Source organism: Bacillus sanguinis, assembly GCF_018332475.1.
Taxonomy (GTDB): Bacteria; Bacillota; Bacilli; order Bacillales; family Bacillaceae_G; genus Bacillus_A; species Bacillus_A sanguinis.
This window is the reverse complement of sequence record NZ_BOQB01000223.1, coordinates 1-18069: the sequence shown is the minus strand read 5'-3', so window position 1 is coordinate 18069 and position 18069 is coordinate 1. Positions and strand designations below refer to the sequence as shown.

11 protein-coding genes and 2 pseudogenes are annotated in these 18069 nt (G+C 34.9%); 6 read left to right on the top strand and 7 right to left on the bottom strand.

Annotated elements, in window-relative coordinates:
* The first annotated feature begins 277 nt into the window (after window positions 1–277).
* Window positions 278–2467: a DNA topoisomerase III gene (gene topB / locus KI369_RS21685; protein ID WP_212957339.1), complete on the top strand. Its 2190-nt coding sequence runs from the start codon at window positions 278–280 to the stop codon at window positions 2465–2467.
* Between the two features lie 42 nt (window positions 2468–2509).
* Here the strand turns inward: topB and KI369_RS21680 are convergent, their stop codons facing one another.
* From KI369_RS21680 to KI369_RS21665, 4 genes are all read right to left on the bottom strand, one after another.
* Window positions 2510–5335: a YhgE/Pip domain-containing protein gene (locus tag KI369_RS21680; protein ID WP_212957338.1), complete on the bottom strand. Its 2826-nt coding sequence runs from the start codon at window positions 5333–5335 to the stop codon at window positions 2510–2512.
* A 306-nt stretch (window positions 5336–5641) separates the two neighbouring features.
* A complete protein-coding gene (locus KI369_RS21675) occupies window positions 5642–6433 on the bottom strand; it encodes an endonuclease/exonuclease/phosphatase family protein (protein ID WP_212957337.1) in 792 nt (263 codons plus the stop codon).
* 4 nt (window positions 6434–6437) lie between these two features.
* Window positions 6438–8075, bottom strand: a complete 1638-nt coding sequence (locus KI369_RS21670; protein ID WP_212957336.1) for a PTS transporter subunit IIBC — start codon at window positions 8073–8075, stop codon at window positions 6438–6440.
* A 205-nt stretch (window positions 8076–8280) separates the two neighbouring features.
* Window positions 8281–9945, bottom strand: a complete 1665-nt coding sequence (locus KI369_RS21665; protein WP_212957335.1) for a glycoside hydrolase family 13 protein — start codon at window positions 9943–9945, stop codon at window positions 8281–8283.
* Window positions 9946–10189: 244 nt separating this feature from the next.
* Between KI369_RS21665 and KI369_RS21660 the strand changes: the two genes are divergently transcribed.
* Complete coding sequence (locus KI369_RS21660; RefSeq protein ID WP_212957334.1) at window positions 10190–11524, top strand: FAD-binding oxidoreductase; 1335 nt, start codon at window positions 10190–10192, stop codon at window positions 11522–11524.
* 29 nt (window positions 11525–11553) lie between these two features.
* Here KI369_RS21660 and KI369_RS29925 read toward each other — a convergent pair.
* A pseudogene (locus KI369_RS29925) lies at window positions 11554–12126 on the bottom strand (methyl-accepting chemotaxis protein); the annotation flags it as partial.
* A 369-nt stretch (window positions 12127–12495) separates the two neighbouring features.
* A pseudogene (locus KI369_RS29920) lies at window positions 12496–12681 on the bottom strand (HAMP domain-containing protein); the annotation flags it as partial.
* A 372-nt stretch (window positions 12682–13053) separates the two neighbouring features.
* Between KI369_RS29920 and KI369_RS21650 the strand changes: the two are divergent.
* The 4 genes from KI369_RS21650 to KI369_RS21635 all read left to right on the top strand — a co-directional run bounded on the left by KI369_RS21650 (window position 13054) and on the right by KI369_RS21635 (window position 17373).
* A complete protein-coding gene (locus KI369_RS21650) occupies window positions 13054–14778 on the top strand; it encodes a methyl-accepting chemotaxis protein (RefSeq protein WP_212957332.1) in 1725 nt (574 codons plus the stop codon).
* Between the two features lie 170 nt (window positions 14779–14948).
* Window positions 14949–15671: an amino acid ABC transporter ATP-binding protein gene (locus tag KI369_RS21645; protein WP_000616944.1), complete on the top strand. Its 723-nt coding sequence runs from the start codon at window positions 14949–14951 to the stop codon at window positions 15669–15671.
* A 121-nt stretch (window positions 15672–15792) separates the two neighbouring features.
* Entirely contained in the window at window positions 15793–16587 is a 795-nt protein-coding gene (locus KI369_RS21640) for an ABC transporter substrate-binding protein (protein ID WP_076542076.1), read from the top strand.
* Window positions 16588–16680: 93 nt separating this feature from the next.
* Window positions 16681–17373, top strand: coding sequence for an amino acid ABC transporter permease (locus tag KI369_RS21635; protein WP_212957331.1), 693 nt, complete (start codon window positions 16681–16683; stop codon window positions 17371–17373).
* A 52-nt stretch (window positions 17374–17425) separates the two neighbouring features.
* Here the strand turns inward: KI369_RS21635 and KI369_RS21630 are convergent.
* Window positions 17426–18069: fatty acid desaturase family protein (locus KI369_RS21630; RefSeq protein ID WP_212957330.1), on the bottom strand; the 644-nt coding region annotated here is incomplete at its 5' end.

Below are 18069 nucleotides of genomic sequence, written 5' to 3'. Positions count from 1 at the left end.
TGAACCAATCGGGCTTTTATGGGCAGTTGATCCCCTACCTAACTTCTTTGCTTCCGCTGAATTTTGAGGTAGGGGTCTTACTGCCCGTTAATGCGGGATAAATACGTATCTATTTCTCCTAGTCTCATCATCGTGACGATTATGTTCTATCGCCATCATTTGATTTCAAACAATTTTGTTCATACCACTAAAAAACGTTCAAACCTGGAGTGAAACTGAATCTCAAGAAGATGTATGCTATAGTTAACGTATGGAAATTTGAAAGGATGTTTTTAATATGTCAAAAAGCGTTATAATCGCTGAAAAACCTTCCGTTGCACGTGATATTGCTCGCGTGCTAAAGTGCGATAAAAAAGGAAACGGCTACCTTGAAGGTAGTAAATATATTGTAACTTGGGCTTTAGGTCATCTCGTTACATTAGCAGATCCAGAAAGCTACGATGTGAAATATAAAAAGTGGAATTTAGAGGATTTACCAATGCTACCTGAGCGTTTGAAATTAACGGTTATTAAACAAACAGGGAAACAATTTAATGCTGTGAAGAGTCAGCTTCTTAGAAAAGATGTAAATGACATTATTGTAGCGACAGATGCTGGACGTGAGGGAGAATTAGTCGCTCGTTGGATTATTGATAAGGTTCGAGTTAACAAACCAATCAAACGTCTATGGATTTCTTCTGTTACTGATAAAGCGATTAAAGATGGATTCGCTAATTTAAAACCAGGTAAAGCATACGACAATTTATACGCTTCAGCAGTTGCACGTTCAGAAGCTGACTGGTATATCGGTCTTAACGCGACTCGCGCTTTAACGACTCGCTTTAATGCTCAGCTGAATTGCGGCCGTGTGCAAACACCTACTGTCGCTATGATCGCTAATCGTGAAGATGAAATAAAGAACTTCAAAGCTCAAACTTACTACGGCATCGAAGCACAAACGACAAATCCGTTAAAGCTAACTTGGCAAGATGCTAACGGTAATAGCCGCAGTTTTAATAAAGAAAAAATTGATGATATTGTAAAAGGTTTAGATAAGCATAATGCTACTGTTGTGGAAATTGATAAAAAACAGAAGAAGTCATTCTCTCCTGGTCTTTACGATTTAACTGAGTTACAACGTGATGCAAATAAAAAGTTCGGTTACTCTGCAAAAGAAACATTAAACATCATGCAGAAATTGTATGAGCAACATAAAGTGCTAACGTACCCACGTACAGATTCACGCTATATTTCATCTGATATCGTTGGAACACTTCCAGAGCGTCTAAAGGCGTGCGGAGTTGGAGAGTACCGTCCTTTAGCACATAAAGTATTACAAAAGCCTATCAAGTCTAATAAGTCATTTGTTGATGATAGTAAAGTAAGTGATCATCACGCAATTATTCCGACTGAAGGATACGTTAACTTCTCCGCTTTCACAGATAAAGAACGTAAAATTTATGATTTAGTTGTAAAACGCTTCTTAGCCGTTTTATTCCCAGCATTCGAATACGAACAACTAACGTTACGCACAAAAGTTGGCAATGAAACATTCATTGCACGAGGAAAAACTGTTCTGCATGCCGGCTGGAAAGAAGTATATGAAAATCGCTTTGAAGATGATGATGTAACCGATGACGTAAAAGAGCAACTTTTACCTCGCATCGAAAAAGGCGATATATTAACTGTAAAACTAATTATGCAAACATCAGGTCAAACGAAAGCACCTGCACGTTTTAACGAGGCGACTTTACTTTCAGCAATGGAGAATCCTACAAAATATATGGATACGCAAAATAAACAACTTGCTGATACGTTAAAATCAACTGGTGGATTAGGTACTGTAGCGACACGCGCTGATATTATCGACAAACTATTTAATTCATTCTTAATTGAAAAACGTGGTAAAGATATTCACATTACTTCAAAAGGACGTCAATTACTTGATTTAGTGCCAGAAGAGTTAAAATCACCTACACTAACTGGTGAGTGGGAACAAAAGCTCGAAGCAATTGCAAAAGGTAAACTGAAAAAAGAAGTATTCATTTCAGAAATGAAGAACTATACGAAAGAAATTGTTTCTGAAATTAAATCGAGTGATAAAAAATATAAACATGACAACATTTCAACCAAGTCTTGTCCAGACTGCGGTAAACCAATGCTAGAAGTAAACGGCAAAAAAGGAAAGATGCTCGTTTGCCAAGATCGTGAATGTGGTCATCGTAAAAATGTATCTCGTACAACAAACGCTCGCTGTCCGCAATGTAAGAAGAAGTTAGAATTACGTGGTGAAGGTGCAGGACAAATCTTTGCATGTAAATGTGGCTATCGCGAAAAACTTTCCACATTCCAAGAGAGACGTAAAAAAGAATCTGGAAACAAAGCTGATAAGCGCGATGTTCAAAAATATATGAAACAACAGAACAAAGAAGAAGAACCATTAAATAGTCCGTTCGCAGAAGCTTTAAAGAAATTAAAATTTGATTGAAACAAAAAGGTTCCTACCACTCTCGGTAGGAACCTTTTATTATTAATGAATAATTTTACTTCCTTTTGCATTCTCAACAAACTTTTCACTCGATTTGTTAATTGGTGTTTTCAGTAATAACGCAGCAACAATCATAACTACTACGAAAGCACTTAACACAAGTAAATCTCGAGTTACAATATCCCATAGCATTCCGCCTACCGTTTCACGAATTGCACTAATTGCGTATGTGAATGGTAAGAACGGATAAATCGCTTGGAAGAACGCTGGTGTCATTTGAATTGGGAATGTTCCGCCCGATCCCGCTACTTGCAGTACAAGTAAAATGATTGCCATCGATTTCCCTACGTTTCCGAAAATAGAAACGAGTGAGTATACGATACAAACAAATACTCCACCAATAAATAAACTAAATAATACAAACCAGAACTTATCGACTACGTACGTACCGAGTAAGAATATATCTCCCATCGATACGATAAATGCTTGTGAAAGACCTATCGTTAAGAATGTTAATAAGCGTCCGAAGTAAATTTCATGGCTCTTATAATTCGCGCCCTCTTCATGTACTTCTACTGTTAATAATGAAACCATTAATAATGCGCCTACCCATAATGCAAGCACTGTATAGAATGGTGACATCGCTGAACCGTAGTTCGGCATCGCAAATAATTTATTCTCTTTTAAATTTACTGGATTCGCAAAGTAGTCGCTTTGCTTTTCAACATCATTTTTCAATAAGCGTATGATGTCTTTTAAATCCTCTTCAGATTCAAAATCACGAATTTTATTTGCTAATTCTTTAATCTTTTTCTCAGTTTCCGGCATTTCAGCTTTAATGTCTGCTAATTTCTTTTTACCATCTACTAAGCCTTTTGATGAATCTTCTAGTAGTTTTTTTACATCTGGAAGCTTTTTATCTGCTTCTTTTAAAATTTGAGATGTGTTTTTAGACATACGTTTCGTACGTTCAATTGCTGTGTTAAAGTTCGGAACGATTTCTGAATCATACGTTGCTAAGAAATCGCCTAATTGAGCTGAAGCATTTTTAGTCGCTTCATTAATACTTTCTACAACCTCTTTTGTAGGCTTCTGTCCATTGTTAATTAGTGTAGTTGCTTTATTCGTTGCATCTATACCTTTTTGAACAGAATTTTGTATTTTGTTCAATTTTGCAATTCCACCATTAAGGTTTTTTCCGCTATTTACATCTGCTAATACCTTATTTGTGCTTTCTAGAACCGGAATCGCATCACCAATTAGATTATTAGTAGCTTGTAGTTGACCATTTAAATCGTTTAAAGCTACTTTTGTACTATCTAATCCATTAACACCTCTATTATTTACGTCTGCTATAACACCTTCTAAATTGCTTTTTGCCTTTTCATATTCATTTTTCACACTATCGTATGCTTCATTTGCATCAGCTTTAGCTTGATCGACTGTGCTAACTGCTTTTTTGTAATCTGCTACAAACGTTTCATTATAATCTTTTTCCGCTTGATCAATTAATCCATTTGCTGCATCTAATTTTTGATTCGCTACATCTGTTACATCTTTCTTTACTTCTTGTCCTGTACCGATAACATTTACAATATCTTTAATACCGTTATTTGCATTTTCCATACCGCTTTTCAGCTTAGTTAAGCGATCCACTCGACCTTGGAAAAAGCTTTGCCCAAAATCAGTCGTCGCCGATTTTTGAAGTTCAGTAAATACATTAATAAGGTATGCAATACTATCTGTACGACCTTGAAGATTTTCAGAAACCGCATTAAGGTCTTGTTTTGCCTTTTCTGGATCAAACTGACCATTTTGCAATCCATTCACAACACTTTTTCCATATGCTGTCCCTGCACGTGCTGAGTTTAAAACGTTATTCACTGTTTGATTAATGTTTCTTGCAATATTTTTATAACCTTCATCGTTCATCTTTGAAAGATCCGGGCGTGCTGGAAACTCCGGCAATCCCTTCATACCAGAAAGGTCTATCCCTGGATTCATTAAAAAGTTCGTAAAAGCATTGGCCTTATCCATTACATCTTTTGCTACAGTTAAATTATTTCTCATTGTCCCAGGTGCATTCTTTAATGTTTCATCATTGTTTGCAAAGAACTTATCTAAGTTCCCTAACGCTTCTTGCCCATCATTAATAACACTCTCTACAACCGGCAATTCTTTCTGCGCTACTTTCACAACATCCTCTGCTCGAGTCGCATCATCTAACGCCTTATCCATCAGTGTATTCATTTCTGGGAACTGCGCTTCTAACTTAAATACAAGATCTTTTACTTTCTCGATACTTGGTAAGTTTGTTTCTAAATCGATTCCAAGGTCATTGAAGATTTTAAAAATCTCACCGTTCGCTGTTTTAACAAAGTTTTTACTAATTTCTTCTGTAATACCTGATGCACCTTTTGCTGTAATTTTCGGTGCAATTGCATTTACTTTTTCATTTACATAATAATCAAGTTCTGGTTTCTGGGGATTTTCATCCAGAACAGTTGCAATTTTTTCAGAGAAGTCTTTTGGGATTGTAATACTTGCATAATAATCCCCACGCTCAACTCCGTAAATTGCCTGCTTTTCGTCTACAAATTTCCAACCAAGATTTTTGTTTTTCTTCAAAGAATCTACAATCTCGTCCCCGATATTGATATCTTTCCCTCTTAAATTAGAGCCTGCATCTTGGTTAGAAACTGCAATGGGAACCTCTTTTGTATTTCCATATGGATCCCAAGAAGCTTTAATGTTAAACCATGCATATAACGATGGTAAAATCATTAATCCTAAAACAATAACAATTGCAGCCCAATGTTTGGCTACATTCCGTAAATCTGTCTTATAAATACGCCAAATTTGTTTCATAAAAGTTATCACCTAATTATATATTTTTCCTTCTTTAGAAAATGATACATACATTTTGCAATTATATCACTTTCTACATCGTGGATTAACCAAAAACGAACTATTTTTTCCCATTAACTTTGACTTATTACATTATATAACGAAGTAAGTCAAAGTATGAATACAAAATGACCAAATCGGTTTTACATTCAATAATAACAAATATATAGGAAATGTCATAAAAAATACAAGTATTTTCTCTTGGAAATACTTGTATTCCTCAAAAAAATCCCCACAGCTTTTCATCATCTGTGAGGATTTCTTCTATTATATATCTACTTGTACTTCTACACCGAAATGATCTGAAATTACTTTTCGGTTTGTACCATTAAAAATGACTTTTGAAGAACGAATTTTTCCACTTTGGTTACACAATATTAGATCGATTCGTAAATTATGTTTATTTTCATCCCAACCAGCAATCTCACCTTGGACAGTTGTTCCTTCATCCTTCTCTATTGCTAGTTCATATGTGTCGTACAAACCTTTTTGCATCATATATTCATAACCTTCACCTTGCAAACGAGCGTTATTATTAAAATCACCCATTAAGAAGGAAAGTTCATTGCTATCTACACGCTCCATCAAACGATTCACTTGATCTTTGAATGATTCTTCTTCGTCATTCCACCAACCAAGGTGGCAAGAGTAAAACGTGATGTTCTTATCATTATAAGCAATTGTTGCACTTACAATTTTGCGTGTTTTCCAATACGTTGTATCCTTATTTTCTGATATAAAGAACGTATTTTCTTTTATAATACTATGCTTCGTTATAATCGCTAATCCTTCTTCATACACATCATAACCAATATGAGAGAAATCCCAAGTAATATTGTAATCTTTTACATGTAACGCTTTTAACTCTTCTAATAGTAAAAGTCCAAAATTATCTTCTTTCTTGTTACCGCATACATTTCCAGCTTGTATCGACTGACTTACTTCTTGCAATGCGATGACATCGTATTCTTCTTCTTGAATGACTTTAGCAAGATATTTTATCTTTTCCATTTGATTTTCTTCTTGCCAAGAGTGACAGTTTAAAGTTAGCAATTTCATATTATTACGCACCTAACATATCTTGAATGTCTGACTTTAATACGTCAGCTTTCGGACCATATACTGCTTGTACACCTTTATCTTTTACGATCAGTCCTAAAGCACCATTTTGTTTCCACTGTGCTTCTGGTGCAACAACATTTAAATCTTTTACCGTTACACGTAAACGTGTCATACAAGCATCTACGTCAGCAATATTTTCTTTTCCACCTAATAAATCAATAACCTTTGTTGCTAAAGAACCATCTTGTACATTTCCTGTTCCTTCTGATGACTCATCTTCGTTATCAATATAGTTACCTGCACGTCCTGGTGTTGGTAAGTTGAACTTTTTAATTAAGAAATTGAATAATGTAAAGTTCAGACCGAAGAATACTAATGAAACGATAACGAAATTGATTAAATCTCTAGTTAGTCCTGCATTCACCATCATCGGTGTACGAGTAATTAACTCAATAAATCCAAATGCGTGAACACGCAAGTTAATTAAATCTGCTAATGCGAATGCAAGTCCTGTTGTAATTGCATATACAACATATAATACTGGAGCAATAAACATGAACATGAATTCAATTGGTTCTGTTACACCTGTTAAGAATACTGCTAATGCTGCTGATAAGAACATTGGTTTATATTTTGCACGTTTTTCTTTATCAACATTACGGAACATCGCGAAAGCAATACCCATTAATGCTGCTGTTGAACCGATAACTTGTCCAGCTTTGAAACGAGCTGGTACAACATTATTTAATAGATCGTTATATGCTTTTGTATCTCCATTTGCTAATAAGTTATTTAAATCTGTAATCCATGCCAGCCATAAAGGATCTTGCCCTGCTACAACTTGTCCAATTTTCGAGCCAGTTAACATCGTATATGTTCCGCCTAGCTCTGTATAGTTCATCGGAATCGTTAACATATGGTGTAAACCAAATGGTAATAGTAAACGCTCTAACGTTCCATATACAAATGGTGCAACAACCGGTGCACTATCTTTTGAAGCTGCAATCCAGCGACCAAATTCATTTAATCCACTTTGGATGAATGGCCATAAAAGTGATAATACAATTGCAGTGACTGTAGACCAAACAATTACAACGAATGGTACGAATCGTTTTCCGTTAAAGAATGCTAATGCCTGTGGTAGTTTGTTATAGTTATAATATTTGTTATATAAAGTAGCTCCTAAGAAACCTGTGATAATCCCTACGAAAACTCCCATGTTTAATGCTGGTGCACCAAGTACAGAAGTAAAGTAATCTTTTACAATTAAATCTCCTGCTAATACTGAAGAAACTTTCGCTTTTGAATCCGCTAACATTTCAGCGTTTACTCCAAATATAGCTCCTGTAATTCTGTTTGTTAAGACGAATGCTAATAGCGCTGCAAATGCACCACCTGCGCGATCTTTCGCCCAAGATCCCCCAATTGCTACTGCGAATAAGATGTGTAGATTTGTAATAATTGCCCAACCGATGTCTTCCATTACGCGAGCGATTGTATGAACTGCGTTAATATCCCCAGCAGACATCCCAATTAACTTACCGATAGAAATCATTAAACCAGCTGCTGGCATTACAGCTACAACAACTAATAATGCTTTCCCGAACTTTTGCCAAAAATCAAAAGACGTAATTTTCATCTGTTCTTCCTCCCCTTTATTTATAAAAACATAATGATTTAAATTATTATTTCTGTTTCCGTTATGAAAACGATTCCTTATGTTGCTTTATTTTTATCTTTACGCAACCGTTTTCATAAATCTATTTTAATAAAAGCGTTTTCACTTTGCAATAGAAATTTATTATTTTTCATAAAAAAAGATGCTCTAAGAGCATCTTTTTTTATTATGAAATGCGATAAACCCTTGTTTCATAAGGTTTTAACGTGATTGTAGTTACTTGTTCATGTTCCGCAACTTTATAGTTATTTAAAAGCAAACGTTTGCGTTCTAGTGCGAATGAACCCTCATTATATACAGCTTCCTCTTTTGAAATATTACTAATTACAATGATTTTTTCATCATTTAATGTACGAGTATATGCATAAATTTGTGGATCATCTTCTAAAAGCAAATCGTACGTACCGTAATTCAGTACATCGTGCTCTTTTTTCAAGGCAATCATTTTCTTATAGAAATTGAAAATAGAGTTTTCTTCATTTTTCTGCTTTTCAACATTAACCTCTTTGTAGTTTGGATTCATACTGAACCAAGGTGCACCTGTTGTGAAGCCAGCATTCATCTCATCGTTCCACTGCATAGGTGTACGTGAATTATCGCGGCAAGAAGCCCATATAATTTCCATCATATCTTCATGTGATACGCCCTCTGCAATTTTCTCGCGATATAAATTTTTAGTTGCTACATCATCGTAATCTTCAACATTTGGTAACTGAACATTTGTCATCCCAATTTCTTGCCCTTGATAAATAAAAGGTGTACCGTGCATAAAGAAGTACATTGCGCCTAAAGCCGTTGCACTTTCACGCCAATATTGTTTATCATTTCCCCAAGTCGAAACGATACGTGGTTTATCGTGATTCTCAATATATAAGGCATTCCATCCTTTATTTTCTAACCCTTTTTGCCATTTCGTTAATACTTTTTTCAATCCTACAACATCAAGATCTTTCTTCTTTTCTGCATCCCATAAACTTAAATGTTCAAATTGGAATACCATATTGAACTTCCCTTGCTCTTCTCCAACCCAAAGCTCAGCATCTTCAATCTTAACGCCGTTCGCTTCACCAACAGTCATAATATCGTACTTAGAAAATGTATTTTCTTTTAACTCTTCTAATAAAGGTTGAATACCATCCACATTCATATGTTTATCAAAAGATGGTACATACTTTAGTTCTTTTGGATTTGGCATATCCTTGAAGCCATCTTCTTTTTTAATATGGCTAATTGCATCTACTCGGAAACCATCAATTCCTTTATCAAGCCACCAATTAACTGTATCGTATAACACTTCGCGAACTTCTTTATTCTCCCAGTTTAAATCTGGTTGTTTACGCGAGAATAAGTGTAAATAATATTGTCCTGTTACTTCATCATATTCCCATGCCGAGCCATTAAAAATACTTTCCCAATTGTTTGGTTCCGCACCATCTTTACCATCATGCCAAATATACCAATCACGCTTCGGATTATCTTTAGATGAACGAGACTCAATAAACCATGGATGTTCATCACTTGTATGATTAATAACTAAATCAATAATAAGCTTCATATCACGTTTATGAACTTCATCTAGTAAAGCATCAAAGTCTTCCATCGTACCAAACTCATCCATGATATCTTGATAATCACTAATGTCATAACCATTATCATCATTAGGTGACTTATACATTGGACAAATCCAAATTACATCTATACCTAAATCTTTTAAATAATCCAGTTTCGCAATAATACCTTGTAAATCTCCAATACCATCACCATTTGAATCCATAAAGCTACGTGGGTAAATTTGATAAGCAACCGCTTCTTTCCACCATGTCTTATTCATAGTCATTCTCTCCTTTTGCATCCCATCGGAATTTTTATGCAAACGTTTTCGTAACACTATCATAACAAAATATGAATAGTTTGCAACTGTTTTCATTGAACTCTATGTAGTTTCTTTATTCTTATGCTTTATTTATTTCTCACAAAGGTAAATCTCATTCTTCTCATCACCTTGTCCACGCGTATTACAAACCTTTTTCATATATTAATAAAAAGCCCTAATTATTTTAGAAAGGAGTGGTAAATTGAAACAAACAAAATTAACAGGTCGTATCGTTGTTCCTTCAGATCCTGACTATGACGTAGCCCGAATGAATTTAAATTTAAGTATTCCAAAACTCCCTTGTATTATTGTTTTTTGCCAAAATAAAAATGATGTGTGTAACGCCTTAAAATGGGCACGCGAACGTCATATACCATTTCGGTTAAGAAGTGGACGTCATAACTACGAAAATTTCTCCCTTTTAAATCGTGGACTTATTATTGATGTGAGTGAAATGAATCAAATTACTTTTAATCCCCAAAATTTAACCGCAACAATTGAAGCTGGTGCAAATCTTGGCACTGTTTATAAAGAGCTTTGGAATTATAGTGTGACAATACCGGCTGGTACAAGTGCAAGTGTTGGTATTGTTGGATTAACACTTGGCGGTGGCATCGGTATGCTTTCACGCTTATTTGGATTAACATGTGATCAATTAGTAGAAGTTGAAATGGTACAAGCTTGCGGTAAATTTGGAGCAAAAATCATTCGCGCAAACGAACGAGAAAACTATAACTTGTTTTGGGCCTGCCGCGGCGGTGGTGGTGGAAACTTCGGAATTGTTACTTCTTTAACGTTTCGAGTTCATCCTATAAAGAACGTCTCGATTTTCTCACTGACATGGGAATGGGAAGATTTTATTGCTGCATTTCAAGCTTGGCAAAACTGGGCGCCTTATATAGACGAACGTCTTACTTCATCAATTGAGTTATTCACAAAGCAACAAAACAAAATTGAAGTAAAAGGTGAGTTTGTTGGTCCTTCTTCTGAACTCCATTCCTTATTATCTCCTCTTCTTGAAACTGGTACCCCCTCTCTCTTTATAGATGAAGTTCCTTATATAAAGGCTGTTGAATTTTTTAACAGTGGTAACATCCCTGAAAACTTCAAGCGCTCCGGTTCCTACGTATATAAACCTATTCCTCTTAAAGGAATTCAAATCATGCAATATTTTCTTTCTCATGCACCAAATAAAGATGCGAGTATTTGGCATCAATCGCTCGTAGGTGCTGTTGAAAATATTCCGCCTACTGAAACAGCTTATTTCCATCGCAAAGCAATTATTGCGCAAGAATACATTACCTCTTGGAAATGTGATGATGAAGAAAATCGAAATATACGCTGGGTTAAAGATTTACGAGAAAGCTTAGACCCTTATACACTAGGTGACTATGTCAATTGGCCCGATATCGACATTAAAAATTGGCAAACTAGTTATTATGGTCCTAACTTTCAAAGATTGCGTAAAGTGAAAACCATACATGACCCTTGCAATGTTTTTCGTTTTCAACAAAGTATCCCACCCTTTCATACGTAAAAAGGAAGAACAGAATGCTGTTCTTCCTTTTACATTGAAAATCGTTCAATTGTTTGTTTTAATTCCGCTGCTTGCTTCTCTAAATCCTTTAACAATTGATCAATTACTACCATATTTTTAGACTGTTGCACCGTCACACATGCTACTTCTTGCGAGCCTGCTGATGTTTCCTCAGCAATTGCTGCTACGGCCTTAGTCTGTGCCCCTGTTTGATGAATGTGACTCACTTGTTCGTTCATATAGCTACTAATTTGCTTCGTTGCATCGGCTACTTCCATAACACTTGATGACATTTCTTTTAAAATTAATTCCGTAGCTTCCCCACGTTTCGCCTCTTCTTTAGCTATTTTCACTTGTTCTGTCATTTTCATTGCAACTTGTTGTACTTCCTCTTGCATATTTCGTAATAACTGCGATATGTTTCTTGCAGAATGATCACTTTCATCAGCAAGTTTCCGCACTTCTTCCGCAACAACCGCAAAGCCTCTTCCATGCTCTCCTGCACGAGCAGCCTCAATAGAAGCATTTAGTGCTAATAAATTCGTTTGGCTAGCAATCTCACTCACTACAGATACAATGTGTTCTACTTGTTTCATTCTTTCCTCTAACTTCTGTACATTTTGCATTGAATCTTCATTTTCTTTCGCCAATGTTTGAATACCTTGAATTAAAGACGTAAAGACACGAGTACTATGCCCTAAAGCTTGAACCATTTCTGAAGACAACTCATCAGACTGTTTCGCTTTCTCTTCTACTTCACTTGCAATAGAAGTTGTTGTATCAACAGCGGAAACAATCGCTTGAATTGATGCCGCTGATTGCTCAGCGCCAGAAGAAATCTCTGCAAGTGTTTCAGAAACACCTTGTGCTTGTTTCGTTGCTTCGCCTGTTTGTTTTCTAATTTGCTGTACTTGATTGTTTGTATAGGAAAATGTTGTATCAATATTTTTTACCATGCCCCTTAAGTTCCCAAGCATCATATTAAATGCAACACTTAAAGATTTAATTTCATCATCAGTCTTCGGTAACGGAACATCTTCACGAATGTCTCCTTCAGCCGCTTTTCTCGCCGCCTCCTCTAACTTTCGAAGCGGTTTAATTAAAAATACGGCTGCTCCATATGCTAAAATTCCAGACCATACTACTCCTAATAGCATAACGATAATATTATATGCAGTTTGACTTACATAACTTTGAAAATAATCATATATTACATAAATAAAAAATATACTTGTTGAATATGTAATTAAAGCTAAAACTGTAGTGAATAGCATAAGTTGTGTACGTAAGCCAAAGGAAAATGCCTTCCTTTCTTTTTCCATCTCTTCTTTCCCCCTTTTTATAAGTAATATAAGTACCACCTATATATTATTATCCATATTTTTTTTATAGAAAGATATACAGATTTTTATTTTTTTATTTACATATTAATTACATTACTTTTTCTGTATATAATATGTAAATAATGTATAATTTTATTTGGATGCCCATTATATATTCAACTAAATAATTTAAGGTTAGGTGATTCTATGTTAAAAATTCTATATCGCTTAAACGTAATAAACAGATTAACATTATTGGTAGCAGTACCCATTATTTCCATATTAATTATTAGCGTTGTAAATTATATAAATTTACAACAAATGCACAAACAGCTTCAAACAGTATATGTTGATCGTCTACAACCTATTAAATGGCTAGGATCTATTGAAAGCAGCATGTATCAAGAGTTTAGTTATGCAAAAGAACTCATTATTACGGAAGATGAGAATCGACGTACTACAATTTTAAATAAATTAAATGATACAAATAAAGAAACCGAAAAATTACAAGCTCAATACGAAAATACATATATAACAGGTGAAGAAAAAAAACTCCACAATCAATATAAAGAAAAGCTAGAAAACTATAAAAAACATCGAGCTCAAATGCTTGATCTCATTAAAGAGAATAAACTTAATCAAGCATATTCATTTTACCTAACTACAGTTGACCCTAATTTATCAGCTACAGTAGATGCTTTAAAAAATCTTATTGATTATAACGAAAAGTTAGCTGAGGGTCTGTATAACGACAGCGAACACTCTTATAAACAAGTGATAAGTGTAACCATTATTTTATTCATTGCATGTTTAGTTCTTTGCATTCTTATCTCCTTATTTACTGCTAAATCAATTATCAATCCAATCAATTCATTACGGAGCATAATGAATACAGCTGGAAAAGGGGATTTAACCATTGCCGTACCAAAACAATATCATCATGAATTTGGTCATATGTTTAATAGTTTTGATCAAATGATATCAAACTTACGACAAATTATTAAAAATGTGATTCAAACAAGTGTAAAAGTCAAAAGCTCTACAAATCATATTGTTGAAACAGCAACCGTTTCCTCTTCTACGATGGATAACATCGCAAATACAATGAAACAGTTGTCTCACCATATTAATGATCAGTCTGCAAATATTAAAGATAGTTCTACAGCAATGGATGAAATAGCAAATGGAGTACAAAGCATAGCTGAATCTTCTACAACGATTTCAAACTTAGCTATTTCTACTTCTGATAAGGCGAATGTAGGAACAGAAATCATTGAAAATTCCATTTCTCAAATGACAACTATTCATACTGTCATGGATGAAATATATAAAGTGGTAGATCAATTAGTTATTCGTACGCAAGATATCGATAAAGCATTACAAACTATTACTTACATTTCTGAACAAACAAATCTATTATCTTTAAACGCTGCAATTGAATCTGCTCGCGCCGGTGAACATGGAAAGGGATTTGCTGTTGTATCTGAAGAGGTGCGTAAACTTGCTGAGCAATCAAAACAAGCAGCTACAGATATTACAAAACTAAACTTACTCGTTCAAAATGATACAAAAGATGTAGTCAATGTTATGGGGAAAGGACAACAAGAAATTCAAGAAGGCATTCATGCTGTTCAAAATGCAAAATTAGCATTCCATAATATTGTGAATCATATTAAGGAGGTTACAGATCAAATACAAGATATAACAGCAAGTGCAGAAGAAATGTCAGCAAGCTCTGAAGAAATAAATAGTGCACTTATTAATATCTCTTCAATTTCACAAAATATAGTTTCGGAGACTAATCATACATCCCAATCTTCACAAGCTCAGTCAGTATCAATACAGGACATTACAAATATGTCTCTTCAAATGCAAAAACTTGTTGACGAATTAGAAAAGTCCGCAACTCAATTTAAAATTAAAAACTTGTAAGTATATGAAAGACCACCTAATTTAGGTGGTTTTTCTATTTGAATTATACATTCAGATTTAATTATATAAGAACTGTCCCCCGAAAAAAATGAAGGATTCTGACAATTTACGGCTAATAACAGAAATAAGGGGCAACATTTGTAAAATATATTTTTGACTGGGGGTTTTGTATGATTCAGGTTCGAAATCTAGTAAAATCATTCGGCTCACTTGATGTTTTAAAGGGAATTGATTTAGAAGTACAAGAAAAAGAAGTTGTTGTTTTAATTGGTGCCAGTGGTTCTGGTAAAAGTACATTACTTCGCTGTCTTAATTTTTTAGAAATGTACGATGAAGGTGAAATTCACTTACAAGGTGAACGAATTGATCCAAAACATTCAAATTTAAACAAAGTCCGTGAAAATGTCGGTATGGTTTTTCAGCACTTTAATCTCTTTCCCCATATGACCTCACTAGAAAACATCATAGAGGCACCTATCCATGTAAAAAAATTAGAAGCAGCAAATGCAAAGGAAATCGGAAATCAGCTTTTACAAAAAGTCGGTCTACAAGATAAAGCAGATGTAACCCCCCACCTCCTGTCAGGTGGTCAAAAACAGCGTATTGCTATTGCACGGGCTCTTGCTATGAATCCTAAAATTATGCTATTTGATGAACCTACCTCAGCTTTAGACCCTGAACTTGTTGGAGAAGTATTGCAAGTTATGAAAGAACTTGCTGAAGAAGGAATGACCATGGTTATTGTTACTCATGAAATGAATTTCGCAAGAGATGTAGCTGATCGCGTCATTTTTATGGATGATGGAAAAATTGTAGAGGATGCTCCGCCAGCACAATTCTTTTCAGCTCCATCACATGAACGAGCGAAACAATTTTTACGCAACGTTTTATAATGTAGCTTCTGTTTCAAACGAAAAGAAATACATTCATACGGCGCACAACTAATTGTCCAAATAAACTATCTCAGTAACATACTTAAAACCATCCGTATGATCAATATATAGGAGGGGTTTTATGAAAAGAAAACTATTAACCATTGTTGCGAGTATTACATTATGTACATCCTTCATACTAGGAGCCTGTAGCAAGGAAAGCTCTACTACTTCTTCAAATGGTGAAAAAGAATTTCGTTATGCGATGAGTGGCTTATATAAACCTTTTAACTATAAAGAAAATGACGGAAAGCTTGCCGGTTTTGATGTAGAAATTGGTGAAGCACTTGCGAAAAAAATGAATATGAAACCAACTCCTATTACAAATCCGTGGGAAACGCTAATCCAAGGTCTCAAAGCAAAAAAGTATGATGCGATATTGGGCAGTATGGCAATTACAGAAGAACGATTAAAAGCTGTTAATTTCTCCAATCCTTATTATCGTTCTGGTGCCCAAATTTTTGTAGCTAAAAAGAATACATCTATCTCTTCTCCAGAAGATTTGAAAGGTAAGAAAATTGGTGTTGTAAAAGCTAGTACCTTTAAAGACCTTGTTGCAAAACATACAGATCAAATTACAGAATATGATAGCGATATTACTGCACTTATGGACTTAGAGCCTGGACGTATTGATGCAGTAATCACTGATCAAATGGTTGGTTTACGCATGATCAAAGAAGGTAAATCAAATATAAAAGAAGCTGGAAAACCATTAAATCTTGATGAAATGGGAATTGCTATTCGTAAAGATGATAAAGAAATGGTTGAGAAAGTAAATAAAGCTTTAGATGAAATCATTAAAGATGGTACGTATGAAAAGATCAGTAAAAAATGGTTTGGGCGTAATATTCTTGGTGAAGAGGAAAAAACAAAGTAAATTTGTTAATCAAATGTTTCATACATTATGCCCCACTTTTTATGTGGGGTATTTCATTCCCTACCAAAATCCATACAATATGAGGTGACACATATGTTTGAAATTTTTATGTCTACTTATCCCACACTCTTAAAGGCTACTATTGTCACATTACAATTAACACTAACATCCCTATTACTCGGTTCACTGATTGGATTACTATTCGCTTTTTTTCGAATCTCTAACAATAAAGTTTTAAATAGTATCGCTCATGTATACATCGCCATTATTCGTGGTACACCTTTAATTGTTCAAATCGCTATTCTCTATTTTGGGATTACATCCGTTGTTGTTTTTACCCCTTTTTGGGCCGGAGCAATTGCTTTAGCAATCCATAACGGTGCATATATTACTGAAATTTTCCGCGGCTCTATCCAATCTGTCGATCGTGGACAAATGGAAGCTGCTCGCTCTCTCGGTATGCCGTATCCTTTAGCGATGCGCCGTATCGTATTACCGCAAGCATTTCGTCAATCTCTTCCTCCTTTAGGAAATCAGTTTATTATTGGATTAAAAGATTCTTCGCTTGTTGCTTACGTAGGAATGGCCGAATTATGGGGATCAGGTTTATCTATTGCTGCAGGTAACTTCCAACAATTAGATACATATATAATCGTTGGTTTATATTATCTCGTGCTTGTTCTCCTATTCACTTACCTTGTTAACCTTTTGGAAAAACGACTACAGCGAAAAGAAACAAACTCAGTTCAAGTTAGTGCAAAGAAGAAAAAAGAAGTCTCTTTATAAGAAAAAGCAAGCCAGAGATGGCTTGCTTTTTCACTGCAACATATATCAATTTTTACTGATTTACTTTTTTAATACTCTCTTCTTCCTCTATATGTTCCTCACGATATGAAATATTATGAGGATCTAGTCCATTTCCTAAAGAACCATAGAAATGCTCTCTATGCGGATCCACTAATTCACTTCCTTGATAATACACACGTGGTGTATTCCATAGCGCTGCCAAAGCTTTTGTCATTGGCATCTCATGATAGCGCTCCGGCCACATTTCTTTAATTTTCTCTTTTACTAACGGATAGTATTTAGAGCTCATAGCAGGGAACAAATGATGTTCTGTATGATATGAGAAATTGAAATGTAAAACGTCTACCCAACGCGGCACTGTTACTGATAAACAGTTTGCTAACGGATCATTTACTGGAACAATTGGATTTAAGCGGTGATTTGTTGCGATATATGCCATTACAATAAAGTTAGCAATTAACAACGGAATCACATATGCAAATAACCATTTTCCAGGTCCCATAATAAACAATAAACTAATCCAAACTGTCCAAGGCAAAAGAAGTTGAAGCCATACAGATTTTTGATTGGATGACTTAAATTCTTTTATAAAATGAAAGAACATTCGAGTCGAATGCAATGTAAATTGAATGGTTAGTGAAAGAAAACTAAAGAATGAACGTACATGAAGAGGCA